General features: G+C 71.2%; 9 protein-coding genes and 1 pseudogene. 6 read left to right on the top strand and 4 right to left on the bottom strand.

All coding sequences use genetic code 11. The features are described 5' to 3' along the window. Positions 1-8: 8 nt before the first annotated feature. The 5 genes from OH809_RS15080 (at position 9) to moeZ (ending at position 6,880) form a co-directional block, all read left to right on the top strand. Entirely contained in the window at positions 9-1,751 is a 1,743-nt protein-coding gene (locus OH809_RS15080; RefSeq protein WP_406421906.1) for a glycosyltransferase, read from the top strand. A gap of 64 nt (positions 1,752-1,815) precedes the next feature. Next, positions 1,816-3,666 carry a hypothetical protein gene (locus tag OH809_RS15075; protein ID WP_406515219.1) on the top strand — a complete coding sequence of 617 codons (1,851 nt, stop codon included), beginning with the start codon at positions 1,816-1,818 and terminating at the stop codon, positions 3,664-3,666. A 184-nt stretch (positions 3,667-3,850) separates the two neighbouring features. Next, complete coding sequence (locus tag OH809_RS15070) at positions 3,851-4,816, top strand: NAD-dependent epimerase/dehydratase family protein (RefSeq protein WP_406421908.1); 966 nt, start codon at positions 3,851-3,853, stop codon at positions 4,814-4,816. Continuing rightward, positions 4,804-5,616, top strand: a complete 813-nt coding sequence (locus tag OH809_RS15065) for a spherulation-specific family 4 protein (protein ID WP_406421909.1) — start codon at positions 4,804-4,806, stop codon at positions 5,614-5,616. Before OH809_RS15070 ends, OH809_RS15065 begins: the two co-directional genes overlap by 13 nt. Positions 5,617-5,701: 85 nt before the next feature. Next, positions 5,702-6,880, top strand: a complete 1,179-nt coding sequence (gene moeZ, locus OH809_RS15060) for an adenylyltransferase/sulfurtransferase MoeZ (RefSeq protein WP_406515218.1) — start codon at positions 5,702-5,704, stop codon at positions 6,878-6,880. Between the two features lie 24 nt (positions 6,881-6,904). On the opposite strand, the gene OH809_RS15055 is transcribed toward moeZ, so the two are convergent. Both OH809_RS15055 and OH809_RS15050 read right to left on the bottom strand, forming a co-directional pair. Continuing rightward, the gene (locus tag OH809_RS15055) at positions 6,905-7,453 is read right to left on the bottom strand and encodes a hypothetical protein (protein WP_406515217.1); all 549 of its coding nucleotides are present in this window, start codon (positions 7,451-7,453) and stop codon (positions 6,905-6,907) included. Continuing rightward, positions 7,450-7,701 carry a DUF4277 domain-containing protein gene (locus OH809_RS15050; protein ID WP_406421912.1) on the bottom strand — a complete coding sequence of 84 codons (252 nt, stop codon included), beginning with the start codon at positions 7,699-7,701 and terminating at the stop codon, positions 7,450-7,452. The genes OH809_RS15055 and OH809_RS15050 overlap by 4 nt, the downstream gene beginning before the upstream one ends. 321 nt (positions 7,702-8,022) lie before the next feature. On the opposite strand from OH809_RS15050, the gene OH809_RS15045 reads away from it, so the two are divergent. After that, positions 8,023-10,470 carry a hypothetical protein gene (locus OH809_RS15045; protein ID WP_406515216.1) on the top strand — a complete coding sequence of 816 codons (2,448 nt, stop codon included), beginning with the start codon at positions 8,023-8,025 and terminating at the stop codon, positions 10,468-10,470. Positions 10,471-10,609: 139 nt separating this feature from the next. Here the strand turns inward: OH809_RS15045 and OH809_RS15040 are convergent. After that, a pseudogene (locus OH809_RS15040) lies at positions 10,610-10,787 on the bottom strand (alpha/beta hydrolase); the annotation flags it as partial. Between the two features lie 74 nt (positions 10,788-10,861). Continuing rightward, positions 10,862-12,472, bottom strand: coding sequence for an alpha/beta hydrolase (locus tag OH809_RS15035; RefSeq protein WP_406421914.1), 1,611 nt, complete (start codon positions 12,470-12,472; stop codon positions 10,862-10,864). Between the last annotated feature and the right edge of the window lie 20 nt (positions 12,473-12,492).

Genomic DNA, 12,492 nt, shown 5'->3' with positions numbered 1-12,492 from the left:
GTGCGCTCGTGCGGATCGGACTCCTCACCGATGGTGGTTATCCGTATGCGATCGGTGAGTCCAGACTCTGGTGCGACCGTCTGGTGCGCGGGCTGACGCAGCACGAGTTCGACCTCTACGCGCTCAGCCGCTCCGCCGAGCAGGAGGCGCAGGGCTGGGTACGGCTTCCGTCCCAGGTCAGCCGGGTACGGACGGCGCCACTGTGGATGACCGACGAGGACATCCTGGGCGGCCATGCCCCCAAGGGGCTGCTCGCCCGACTGGTGACCGGAGGGGGCGGGCGGTCGTACGGACGGCGCGAACGGTGCCGGTTCACGGCGCACTTCACGGCGCTCGCCACGTCGATCTGCACGGCGGAAGCGACCGCGGAGGCCGGCGGTGGCGGATCCACGGGCGCCGCCGACACACAGTTCACCGACGGGCTGTACGGACTCGCCGAACTGGCCCGCGAACACGGCGGACTTCCCGCGGCGCTCCGCTCCGAGACCGCTGTGCGCGTACTGGAAGCAGCCTGCCGGGCCCCAGGCACCGGGCGGACCGTCCAGGCCGCGACCGTCCCCGACCTCCTCGCCCTCGCCGCGGAACTGGACCGCGTCCTACGCCCGCTCTCCCTCGACTGGTACGACGAGGAGAGCCTCGGTGCGGTCGACCTCTGCCACGCGGCGTCCGGCGGGGCAGCGGCCCTGCCCGGGCTGTTGGCCAAACGCTTCTTCGGCGTCCCGCTGCTGGTCACCGAGCACGGCGTGCAGTTGCGGGCCCACTACCTCGCAGCGGCCGGCACGCCCCTGGGTGCACCGGTACGCGCCCTGCTTGCCGTGTTCCACGGACGGCTCGCCACCGAGGTGTACCGGCAGGCCGCGCTCATCACCCCCGGCAATACGCACGCACGCCGCTGGCAGGAACGGTGCGGCGCCGACCGCGCCAAGCTGCGCACGGTCTACCCCGGCATGGAGGCGGCCCGCTTCGCAGCCCTGGGGGAGAGCGATGACGAGGGCGGTCCCGACACCCTGGTCTGGGTCGGCCGGATCGAGCCGTCCAAGGATCTGATCGCACTGCTGCACGCCTTCGCAGAAGTACGGAAGGCCGAACCGGACACCCGGCTGCGGATCGTCGGCGCGCCGGCGCCGGGCGCGGAAGGCGCCACGTACCTCGCGCACTGCCGGGCACTCGCCGCCCAGCTCTTCCCGGACGAGGCCGCCGACGCACATGCCGTCGGCGACAACCCGGTCTCCTTCGAGGACATCGGCGGTGCCGAGGTCGCGGACCTCGCCGAGGCGTACGCGGCGGGCGGGATCGTCGTCCTCTCCAGCGTCGTCGAGGGCTTCCCGATCAGTCTGGTCGAGGCGATGTTCTGCGGGCGGGCCACGGTGTCGACGGATGTCGGCGCGGTCGTCGAAGTCATCGGCGGTACGGGTCTTGTGGTGCCCCCGCGCAACCCCCGGGCGCTCGCCGACGCGTGCATCGCGCTGCTGCGCGACCCCGAGCGCCGTGCACGTCTCGGCGCGGCGGCGCGCGCCCGTGCGCTCGAACTCTTCACCGTCGAACAGAACCTTGCGGCATTTCGCGGCATTTACCTGGAGCTGATCTCCCGCTCCCCGGTGCGCAGGGAGGCGAACGGCGCCCCGCGCCCGTTCGCGACTCCGCCCGAGGCCCAGGTCCTGGGCAGCTGGACGGTTCCCGCGCACACCCCGAGCTGGGCCATCGAGGGCGTGTGCGCGGGTGCGCGCGGGACGGCGGATCGCGATGTGTGAGCAGCAGACGGACAGAAGGACGAGCCGGTCCGGCGGACCCGGCATGGATCACGGAGGATTTCCCATGGGCGGCCGCCCGACCGAGGCGCTCGACGTCTCCGGCACCCCGACGACCGACAGAAGCTGGAACCCCCGCTCGGAGGTCCTGGTCTCCGAACCCCGGGTCACGGAGATTTCCGCCCCGGCCTGGGAGCGGCCCGGGACGGGGGAGATGCCGGGCCTCGCGGGAGTGGGACCGGTGGCGCTGATGGAGCAGTCGCCGGCGAAGGGGGCGGCCGAGGGGCCGGACTTCCCGCAGGAACGGGACCCGGACGCGGATTCGCTGCGGGACCCGGCGCCGGATCGGGAATCGGCGCGGGAGCCGGACGTGACCGGGAGTCCGGCACCCGACCGCCCCGCGACCGCCGACGAGTCCCCTGCCGTCACGGGCTGGGCGCTCCCGGGCGTCGGAACCGCCGATGTGCGTACGGACCCCGCAGAGCCCGCACAGCCTGGTGCTGGTGCTGGTGCTGGTGCTGGTGCTGGTGCTGGTGCTGGTGCTGGTGCTGGTGCGGCCGGCGCTGTGCAGGGCGCCGGTGTTGCGGCGGGGAGCGGAGGCGCGTCCGAGGACGGTGTCCTCGCGGAGGCCGAGGCCGGAGCTCTCGAGCAGGCCGCCGCAGGGCCCGCCGCCTGCGCCCCGGCGGCGGCCGAGACCGAGACACGGACCGACACGCCCGACGAGGTGCGGCCGCAGACGCCGACCCGGACACACCCCGACAGTGACGACGCACCCGCCCCCACCCGACGGCCCCCCGAGATCGCGCACACCCGTGCCACCCCCGCACGCAAGCTCAGCGCCTCCCGGCGCGGGCCCGTCGATCCCGTGAAGACCCTCATGCACCGCCACCGTGACCTCTGCGAACGCGCCGTCGACCCGCTGGAGATCGCCGCCGGGCTCGAAGCCCACGGGGTCACCGACCGCACCGCCGCCCGTTACCGGCACCGCGATGTCTTCTCGCTCGCCGAGGAGCTCTACGCGCGGGTGCCCGCCGTGACGGGGGAGCCGGCGCGCGCGGTGCCTCCCGCGCCGGTGCGCGACATCGAGACGCGCGCCGTCTGGTCGCTCCTCGCGCTGCTGCCCGGCGCGGCCTGCACAGCGACCGCCGTCGTCCTGAAACTCACCGAAGGCGCACTCGGCGGTGGGGCACGGTTCACCGTGTCCCTCGGCGGGGCACTCGTCGCGTTCCTCGGGCTCGGCCTCTGCCTGCGAAGTGGCCCCCTCCGCGCCCCGGAGGGCCGCTCCTCGGCGGCAGCCACTCTGTACGTGGGCTGGCTCCTCGGCTACGTCCTGTACGGCCAGGCGCTGCTCGACCAGGTCCTCAGCGGCGGCCCGGAAGGACCCTGGGCGCTCACCCCCGCACCCCTGCTGGGACTCGCGCTCGCCGTCGCTCCCGCCGCCTGGTGCGCGCACCTCTTCTCCGTACACGCACACCGCAGACTCACCGGCAGCCGCGCACTGGAGGAGTTCGCCGCAGGGGTGCGCCCCCTCCTCTTCGGGACCGTCGCCCTCTTCCTCTGCGTGCTCTCGGGGCTGCTCCGCCTCGCCGAGCTCGGGTACGGAGGCGGCGGCACCCTCGTCGCGGCAGCCGCACTCGGCGTACTCCTCCTGCTCGCCCGGCTGCTGACCGTCCACGGCTTCCCGGAGCCCGCCACCACCGGACTCGCCGCCGCCTGCGCCGTCGAGGCGGCCGCCCCCGCCCTGATCCTGGCCGGGCGGCTGCCCGGCCTCCATGTCCTCGCCCGCCCCGTCGACGCGGTCATCGAGGCGGGCGGCACCGGAGCCGTACCCGCCATCGCCTGCGGTGCAGCCGCGCTCGGGTTGCTGATCCACGCCACCGTCGCCCTCTCCCGGGCGTCCGCCCACACCACCGCGTAAGCCGCGATGAAGAACCACTCCCTGCACGACCGCCGCGGAGCCGACGCCGCGGGCCCTTGCCCCTCGGCGCCTGCCTTTGGACCCGACAGGCACTTACCGCTCACCACCTCCCCAAGGAGACACCGGACATGACCCCCCAATCCCCCGCACCGGCAGCCCGCCGTCGGCACGAAGGGGGCACCCGATGAGGGTTCTGCTGCTCGGCGCCAACGGGTTCCTCGGCCGGTTCGTGGCCGACCGGCTGCTCGCCGACCCCGCCGTGCACCTCACGGCGCTCGGCCGCGGCGACGACGCCGACGTACGGTTCGACCTCGCGGGCGGCTCCCCCGGAGCACTCACCCGCTTCCTGGACGCCGTCCACCCCGGCGTCGTCGTCAACTGCGCGGGCGCCACCCGCGGCGGCGCCCGCGACCTGACCCGGCACAACACCGTCGCCGTCGCCACCGTCTGCGAGGCGATGCGGCGCAGCGGCTGCAGCGCCCGCCTCGTCCAGGTGGGCTGCTCCTCGGAGTACGGGCCCTCGCAGCCCGGCTCCTCGACGGCGGAGGACGCCGTCCCGCGCCCGGGTGGGCCGTACGGCGTCTCCAAGCTCGCCGCCACCGAACTCGTCCTCGGTTCCGGCCTCGACGCGGTCGTACTGCGGGTCTTCTCGCCGGTCGGCCCCGGCACCCCGGCGGGCTCCCCGCTGGGCCGGCTCGCCGAGGCGATGCGCCGCGCCATGCAGTCCGGCGACGGCGAGCTGAAGCTCAGTGGCCTCGGGGTGCAGCGCGACTTCGTCGACGTACGGGACGTCGCCCGCGCCGTGCACGCCGCCTCGCTCTCCGCCGCGCAGGGAGTCGTCAACATCGGCACCGGCCGAGCCGTACGGCTCCGCGACGCCGCCGCCGTGCTTGCCAAGGTCGCGGGTTACCCGGGTGCGCTCCACGAGCTGGACACGGCCCCGCCCCGGATGCCCATCGGCCCCCCCCGCACCTCCTCCGAGTCCGTCATCGAACACCTCTCGGCGACCCCGTCCCCGTACCCCGACGGCTGCGGCGCCTGGCAGCAGGCAGACGTCCGCACCGCCCGTGACCGGCTCGGCTGGCGTCCCCGGATCAACCTGGAGGAGTCCCTCGCCGACATCTGGATGGAGGCGGCATGCCGCATCTGACCAGCGCCGGAACGGCACGCAGGACCGGCGGCGCCGAGCAGCTCGGCTTCGGCGTCCCCGGCTACGGGCACCCACTGCTCGCCCCCACCGAATGGGCCGAACTGACCCGCCCCGGTACCCACTTGCACTGGGCGGTCCTCAACATCGACACCGGTCCCGGCGCCCGGCCCGACCCGCACTGTCTGGAAGCCACGGGCCGGCTCCGCAACGCCCGCGAACGGGCCCTGCACGGCGAGACCGCGCAGGACACCGTCCGGGCAGGCGGCGGCCGGCTGCTGGGCCACCTCGATCTGGCCCACGGCGACCGTCCGTTCGACGAGCTGATCACCGACGCGCAGTCCTTCCTCGACTGGTACCGCGTCGACGGCTTCTACCTGGACCGGTGTCCCGCCGACCGCGCCGACCTCCCGGCGGTCCGTCGCCTCACCGGCACGCTCGCCACGCTCCTCGAGGACGGGCTGCTGGTGCTCGGGCACGGGACCCATCCGTACCCCGGCTACGCCGAGACCGCCGACCAGCTGGTCACCTTCTCCGGGGCGTGGACCGACTACCGTTGGTCGCAGGTGGCGGAGTGGACCGCCGCCTACCCGCCGGGATGCTTCGCGCACTTCGTGCACGGTGTTCCGCGCACCCACCTCGACGAGGCCATGCGCATCGCCCGCTGGCAGGGCGCGGGCACGATCTTCTTCACCGACCGCACCGTGCGGAGAGGCAGCAGGGGACAAACCGATCCATTCGCGGCGCTGCCCGGGTACTGGGACGAAATTGTCTCGCGGATCGGACTTGGTATCTCGGAATGAGAGGGGGCGTGGCAGTGTTACGGCAAGAACAACCGTACGTAGATGAAGTACGTAGAAACCGACCACCTGCATTGTTGAGGTTCCTGTGTCGCTGCCACCCCTGGTCGAGCCAGCTGCTGAGCTCACCGTCGACGAGGTCCGCAGGTACTCCCGCCACCTGATCATCCCGGAGGTCGGGATGGACGGGCAGAAGCGGCTGAAGAACGCGAAGGTGCTCTGTGTGGGCGCCGGCGGTCTCGGCTCGCCCGCCCTGATGTACCTGGCCGCGGCCGGTGTCGGCACGCTCGGCATCGTGGAGTTCGACGAGGTCGACGAGTCGAACCTGCAGCGCCAGATCATCCACAGCCAGTCCGACATCGGCCGTTCCAAGGCGGAGTCCGCCAAGGACTCGGTCCTCGGCATCAACCCGTATGTGAACGTGATCCTTCACGAAGAGCGGCTCGAGGCCGAGAACGTGATGGAGATCTTCTCCCAGTACGACCTGATCGTGGACGGCACGGACAACTTCGCCACCCGCTATCTCGTCAACGACGCTGCGGTACTGCTGAACAAGCCGTACGTGTGGGGTTCGATCTACCGCTTCGACGGCCAGGCGTCCGTCTTCTGGTCCGAGCACGGTCCCTGCTACCGCTGCCTCTACCCGGAGCCGCCGCCCCCCGGCATGGTCCCGTCCTGCGCCGAGGGCGGCGTGCTGGGCGTGCTCTGCGCGTCCATCGGTGCCATCCAGGTCACCGAGGCCATCAAGCTGCTCACCGGTGTCGGCGACCCGCTGGTCGGCCGACTGATGATCTACGACGCCCTGGAGATGCAGTACCGCCAGGTCAAGGTCCGCAAGGACCCCGACTGCGCGGTCTGCGGCGAGAACGCGACCGTCACCGAACTCATCGACTACGAGGCCTTCTGCGGCGTCGTGTCCGAGGAGGCCCAGGAGGCGGCGCTCGGCTCCACGATCACTCCGAAGCAGCTCAAGGAGTGGATCGACACGGACGAGAAGATCGAGATCATCGACGTCCGCGAGCCGAACGAGTTCGAGATCGTCTCGATCCCCGGCGCGAAGCTGATCCCGAAGAACGAGTTCCTGATGGGCAACGCCCTCCAGGACCTCCCGCAGGACAAGCGCATCGTCCTGCACTGCAAGACCGGCGTCCGCAGCGCCGAGGTCCTCGCGGTCCTCAAGTCGGCGGGCTTCGCCGACGCGGTGCACGTCGGTGGCGGCGTGATCGGCTGGGTCAACCAGATCGAGCCCGAGAAGCCGGTGTACTAGGCCCGTACTTCGCGGGTCACGCTTTCAGGTCGGTGGCCAGCGGGTTTGTGTGACTTGAACGCCGAGGAGTTCGAGGAGGTTGAGCGGGACGCCGCGGGTGACCTGCACGGTCGGTGGGTCGACCACGTTTCCGATCCGCAGGTTGAGTTCGCCGAGGTGGTAGAGGATCATCCGGCCGGTGGGCCGGACTCTGCGGTTGTCCGGGTAGAGCCCGGCCATGGTCTGCTCGGGTCCCAGGGCCCGTCCGGCCTGGCGTTCGATCAGGCAGAAGACCAGCAGGGCCAGGCAGATGACCTGGATCAGTGCGGCGGCGCGGCGGTCGTGCTGGACGAAGACCGGGGTGACGGCGAGCGGGCCCTTGAAGTCCGAGTAGCGGCGCTCGACCGCGCCCTGGCCCTTGTACTGGATCAGGACCTGGGCAGGGGTGGCCTGCGCGGCGGTGATCGGCGTGATCAGCGCGTACCAGCCGTCGGCCTTGGCCTCGGCGTCGAGCACGTCCTGGTCGAAGCTCCACTCCAGTGCGGGTACGCCTGCCTCGTCCTGCTCGACATGCCAGCGCAGGCAGGCGGTCACGCGGCGCTTGGCGCGATACCGAAGACCTCCTCCACGGCCCAGACCCGTGCCCAGTCCCCGACCCGCACCAGCGGTGCCGGGGAGGTGAGCCGGTTCGCCACCAGCGCCTCGATCACCTGCCCGTGCGTCAAGTACGCGCTCGCAGCAGACGGGCACAGCCCGTCGACGATCCCGGCCACGTCCAGCCGGCACAGAAACTCGGCAGCGACAGGCAGAGCGCCCAGACGCTTCTCCACCACGGACGTCACCACGCACTCCAGGCGCTGACGCTCCGACCGTGGCCGCGGGGACCGGGAAATCATCGACACACCCGAACCAACGCCGGCGGACCGGCCTTGGACACCGCTCCCAGGCCCCAACCACTCGATTCAACGACCCGCGAAGTACGGGACTAACGACCCGCGAAGTACGGGACTAGGGTGTCGCTGATCGACTCATCGGCGGGGGCGCCGGGAGTTGTCGTCAGTCGAAACTATGGGGAGGGCGGGCTGATGTCCGGGACGTGGAAGTGGAACGCACGAAGATCCGCAGGGGCGGGCGTGTGCACGGCAGTTCTGGCGGGGGTACTGATGACGCCGCCAGCCACCGCGTCGGACGCGGACCCGGGGACTGTGGGCCGGATCTCCGAAGTGAAGGGCACGGCCGAGGGCGTGTCCCAGGGTGCCGGTCTTGGAAACGGCGAGCGCCTCGAGATCGTCGACGGTGACGTACGCATGACGGACGGGGGCGGGGCCCGCGGCAAGAGGTACGCCATCGGCTCCACGAACGGCGCGCTGGACGTACGGCCGACCGCGCTGCAGGAGCCGGTGCAGGCCACCAGGGTGGCCCTACCGACGGGGACAGGGGCGACGGCGCTGACGCAGGCGGCCGCGGCCACGTACTCCGTGAAGCTGACCATCACCAACGCCGCCGTCACGAGCAAGTACTTCTACGTCTGGGACCGCAAGACCTGGGCGGGATACGCCGTCAACAGCGACGCCGTCGGCCCGTCCTCGACCGTGAAGCTGCCGCCGGGCGACTACTTCTCGGTGGCGCTGCACAGCGACTGGCAGCGGCCCAGCTATATCCTCACCCGCGCCTTCAAGGTCGGCACGGCTGCCACGACCGTGACCTTCGACGAGCGGGCCGCCAAAGAGACCGGGATCCGGGTCGACGACACGACGGCCACCCGCGGCGGTTCCGCCGTGTGGATCGCCGTGCCCGGAGGCGGCCTCGCGGGCTTCGCAGGTTCGGGTGCGGACAAGGTCTACGTCACACCGTTCTCACAGCCGGGTGCAGCACTGCGGATCCACGACGTCCTCACCCAGCAGACCACCACGGCAAGCACGCCCAGCCCCTACCGGTACGACCTCACGCACACGTTCCAGGACGCCGTGCCCGCCTCTCCGATCGCATCGGTGAAGCGAGCTGCGCTCGCGAAGACGGTCACCCACGTACGCGCCCCGGGCACGAAGACCACCGCACTGTTGCAGACGGTCCCGAATCTCGGGGAGTGGACCGGTGTCTACGTGGGCTCAGCCGTGCCGGTGGCCGGTTCGGTCACCGAGTACGTCACCCCCGGCATCGCCTACAGCCGGCTCCTTGCCTACGGGACCGGTGACTACAGCCTCACGCTGCCCGACCGTTCCCTGGCTGCCGGACCCGCGGCCGCTGAGACAGTCGGTGAGGCTCCGCTGCAGCCGACCCTTCGCAAGTGGGGAGGGTCGCAGCGGCAGGGCGACAAGATCTGGCTGTACGAACCGTACGGCTTCAGCGACGCGGCCGGGCACGCGGGCACGGACGGCCGGTCCGTCATCTCGTACCGCCTGACGCGCGGCGGCGTCACCTACGCCGAGGCCACCGGCACGACGCCGTACGAGCAGCTGTCGGCTACCGTGCCGACCGATACCGGAACGTACGCCCTCGACCAGACCATCAGCCACCGCGTGCCCTACCGGCGACTGTCCACGAAGATACGCAACGAGTGGACCTTCGCCTCCGCCCGCGTGTCAGCGGCGACCGAACTGCCGCTGATCGACGCCCAGGTGAAACTCACGGGGCTCGACGCCTCCAACCGCGCCGGCACCGACGCCCCGGTGCGTATCACAGCTACCGCCGCCACCCGCAACTCCAACGCCGTGGAGACTGTCACCGGCATCGAGTACTCCGTCGACGACGGCGCCACGTGGACCGGTCTCCCGCTCACCGGCAACACGGCGGCCCTCACGGTTCCGGCCACCGCGTCCTTCGTCTCGCTGCGCGTGACCGCCACCGACGACCAGGGCGGCAGCTTGCGCCGCACCATCGAGCGCGCCTTCGCCGGACCGCGTCCGCAGGGCGACGAGAAGGCCGGCTCCACCCGGATCTCCAACGTCGTCGTCAACGGCGGCAAGGGTGTGGAGCTGACGAACGAACCGCTGCAGGAGTTCAAGGCGAAGTTCACCGCGACGGACCCGGCCGGCATAGCCGACGGTGACATGTACCTGTACCACGGCTCGTACGGCGCCCCGGACGGGGTCCTCTACGGGACATGGCCCGCGACCTGCACGAAGATCAACACGACAACGGCCGAGTGCGAGGCCCACTTCGCGTACATTGCACCCCGCTGGACACTTGGCCGCAATGCACTGGCGGGCACCTGGAAGCTCGCGGCCTGGGCGGAGTCGGCGGACGGCAGAAGTTTCACCGATCTGCACGCCGTCGCATCGGCACTTATCCAGCGCGACTCGACCCAGACGGTCAACGCCTCCCCCGAACCCGTGGCCAAGGGCAAGACGCTCACCATCACCGGCAAGCTCGCACGGGCCAACTGGGAGACCGGCAGCTACCACGGGTACACCGCGCAGCCGGTGAAGCTCCAGTTCCGCAAGTACGGGACGACGGCGTACACCACGGTGAAAACGGTGACGACGGACAGCACCGGCAACCTCAAGGCCACAGTGACCGCATCGGTTGACGGGTACTGGCGCTATACCTTCGCAGGCACCACAACGACCCCGCCGGCCACAGCCGCGGGCGACTACGTGGACGTCCGCTGATCCACGCACTGCGCTGGAAGGCCCCGACCGGATGTCGGGGCCTTCCGCACACGTGCTGCCGCACACGGCGAGGCTCCCGGCGCGGCCTCCAGCTGTTGGGGCGGGGGCCGCAGTAGCTGGAAGTGGCGCCCGTGGCCGGCGACGCTGGCCGCGACCCCGCGCGGGTCGAAACTCACCAGGTCGTAGCGGGCGTTGAGCTTCCCGTACGAGCCGGCGGCGCGCGGCAGTATCGAGACGCCGGAACCGCCGGGGCCACCGAAGTCGAACAGCATCGAGCCGAGCCGGCGGCCCTTGTCCTGGGCCTCCTTGCGGATCAGCGTGCGGCGGCAGGCCAGGGCCCGTGAGCCCGGCGTGATCCGGAAGGGGGCCTCGGGTGCCGCCGCCGACAGCTTCAGCGGCAGACGGTACCGGCTGCCGGGACCGTGCCGTCCAGCAGGTAGCTGCCCACCGTCTTCTTCACGCAGGCGTTGCCGCTGTTGTACGCGCCGTGCCCCTGGCCCTCGTAGGTCATCTGCACCCCGACGCCCTGCCCCAGCTCTCCCGCCATCGCCTGTGCGCCCTTGTACGGGGTCGCCGGGTCGCCCGTGTTGCCGATGACCAGAATGGGGGCCGCGCCGGGAGCGCTGACGTCCGGGGTCTTCCACGCACCCGCGACCGGCCAGCCGGTGCACTGCATCAGACCCCAGCCCAGATAGTCGCCGAAGACCGATGACGCCTTCTGGAACTCCGGAATCAGCGCCCTCGTCCCGTCGACGGTGAACCGCTGTTTCGAGTCGGCGCAGCTGACGGCCGCGTTGGCGGCCGTCGAGTTGTCGTACCGGCCGTTCCGGGAACGGCCGTTCAGCGAGTCGGCGAGGGCCAGGAGCAGCGCGCCGTTCCCGCCGTCCGCCTCGTCGACCCCCTGTTCCAGCAGCGGCCAGGTCTCCTTGGAGTAGAGCGAGGCCACGATTCCGGTGGTGGCCTGGGACTGCGTCAGCTGCCGGGAGCCCAGCCCCGGGACCGGCTGCTTGTCCAGCCGGTCGAGAAGTTCGGCGATCCCCTGCTCGACCTCCTTCCCGGTGGTACCGGGAAGCTTGCAGGCGGCGCCGCGATCCGCGCAGTTCTGGGTGAAGTTGTCCAGCGCCAGCTGGAAGCCCTTCGCCTGACTGAGGGAGAACTGCTTGTAGTCCTCGGTCGGGTCGACGACCGCGTCGAGCACCGCCCTGCCGACCTTCTCCGGGAACAAGTGTGCGTAGACGCCGCCCAGTTCGGTGCCGTACGAGACGCCGAAGTAGTGCAGCTTGTCGTCGCCGAGCACCTGGCGCATCAGATCCATGTCGCGGGCGGCGTTGGTGGTGCCGACGTAGGGGAGTTCGGGGCCGGAGTTCTTCTCGCAGGCCACGGCGAACTTCTTCTGCTGGTTGAGGAGGGCCTGCTCCTCGGCGGCGTCGTCCGGGGTGGCGTCGCTCTGGAAGCGCGCGTCGAGCTGTTGGTCGTTCTCGCACTTCACCCCGTCGCTGCGGCCGACCCCGCGCGGATCGAAGCTCACCAGGTCGTAACGGGTACGGAGGTTGGCGTACGTGGGGCCGAAGGCGGGCAGCGTGGCGACGCCGGAGGCGCCGGGGCCGCCGAAGTTGAAGATGAGCGAGCCGATTCGCCTGTTCTGGTTGGCGGCCCTGGCACGGATCAGCGCCAGCGCGATCGTGTCGCCGCCCGGCTTCGCGTAATCGCGCGGGACCTTCATGAAGGAGCACTCCCAGACGGCGCCGCCCGGGAGCGGGGTCGGGGCGGTTCCGCCGCCCTGCGCCGTGGACGGAGCGGCGCAGGGTTTCCACGTCAGTTTCTGGGAGGCCAGGGCGGCCGATCCGGATGCGTCGGCGGCGTTCGCCGCGTGCGGGAGGTTCTTCGTACGGTCCGTACCGGTGGCCTCGTTGCCGCTGTTGTCCGAACAGGCGGTGAGGGGCAGCAGAACGGTGGCGGTGGCCGCGAGGGCCGCGGCGCGCAAGGCAGGGGAGGTCCTCATCGCCCCATCGTGCGACGGCG

Origin of the sequence: Streptomyces sp. NBC_00873 (genome assembly GCF_045207415.1) — a bacterium.
Lineage (GTDB): Bacteria > Actinomycetota > Actinomycetes > Streptomycetales > Streptomycetaceae > Streptomyces.
This window is presented reverse-complemented; position numbering and strand designations above follow the sequence as displayed.